The organism is Streptomyces sp. NPDC089915 (genome assembly GCF_040684675.1).
GTDB lineage: Bacteria > Actinomycetota > Actinomycetes > Streptomycetales > Streptomycetaceae > Streptomyces.
Genome location: NZ_JBFBGN010000387.1, coordinates 1 through 1,282, shown reverse-complemented (window position 1 = coordinate 1,282; position 1,282 = coordinate 1). Strand labels below are relative to the sequence as shown.

Here is a 1,282-nt window from a genome sequence, read left to right as displayed (position 1 = left end):
CGCGGGGGAGGCGGGTGATCCGCGGGACGGATGTGAGCGGCGCGGGCGGCGGAGACCCTTGAGGCGTCGACAAACCGCACGTACAGGGGGTCTCAGTGGCGGTTCCCGCGAACTCACAGGCAGACGGCGCTTCCAGGCCACCGGTCACGGGCCCGGCGTGGAAGCCGTGGTCGAGGAGGTGGCCCATGTGGTCGCCCAAGGCCGCTGCCCTATGGGGCGTGTCGTACGCCGCCGTCGAGGTCACATGGGCGGCGGCGGGCACCACCGTGCCATGGACGGAGCACGCCTCCTACGCGCCGGCGGTCCTGCTCCTCCTGGCGGCCCTCGCACTCCTGGCCGGCGGCGCCTGCCTGGCCGGCGCCCGTACCCTCCCCGCGCACGGCCGGGTCGTGGTGTCGACGGTGCTGATCACGGCGCTCCCGGTGTTCGTCGTGGGGATGAACGGGCTGCCGATCCATTTCGTGACGATCGCGACGCTCTCAGGGGTCGAGAGCGCCACCGGGCTGGCCCAGGTCCTGCTGAACACGGCCGGGGCCGCCCTCCTGCTCCTCGCCGGCCTGTCGTACCGCCGACGGCTGCACGGAGACTGCCCGCGATGCGGGCGACCGCACGCGGGCCCGGCCGACGGCCCGCTCGACCACCCAACCGCCTCACGAGCCCCGAGGCGGACCCGCGTCGCGGTCTACCTGCTCATGTGCGGGCTGCTGCCGTGGGCCGGAGCCAAGACCGTCTGGACGCTGGGCGGCGACGCCCTGGGCGTCTCGGGCGATGACTGGCGGCGCGCGATGAGCGCCGGTGCGTCGGGCCCGTCCAAGGCGGCCGCGGCGGCGGGGATCGACGTGACCGTGCTGGCCGCGATGGCCGGTGTCTTCCTGCTGCTCGGGTTGCTGTTCAGGTGGGGGCAGGTGTTCCCCCGCTGGACGCCGTTCCTGTCCGGACGACGGGTCCCGCGCCTGCTGCCGTTGGTTCCGGCATGGCTGACCGGCCTTCCCCTGGCGATGTACGGGCTGTTCCTCACCATCACGGCCCCGCTCATGGCCGCCGGCGTACTGCCCGAACTCCAGCCGCCCCCACCCTTCACCACCGGCGCGGGCATCACCTGGTTCGTGGAGTTCGGCGGCCTGGCGTTCGGCGGGCTGGGCATCGGCCTCCTCGTGGCCGCCCGCTCCCATGCCGCCCGCACCCGCCCCGTCTGTGCCGGCGCCACGGCGACGGAAGGGCCCGGGCAGCCGGCCAACGGGCCGTCGGCCTCCCGCTGCTGACCAGCCGGATCGTGGACGCG

Annotated in this window: 1 protein-coding gene; it reads left to right on the top strand. The window is 74.5% G+C overall.

What is annotated here, in order from left to right; translation table 11 throughout:
* Nucleotides 1-185 precede the first annotated feature (185 nt).
* Nucleotides 186-1,262, top strand: a complete 1,077-nt coding sequence (locus AB0O29_RS36045) for a hypothetical protein (protein WP_365160713.1) — start codon at nt 186-188, stop codon at nt 1,260-1,262.
* Nucleotides 1,263-1,282: the final 20 nt, after the last annotated feature.

Excerpts from the sequence above, each read along its gene's own strand:
- AB0O29_RS36045 (WP_365160713.1), top strand. The coding sequence starts at position 186 with ATGTGGTCGCCCAAGGCCGCTGCCCTATGGGGCGTGTCGTACGCCGCC.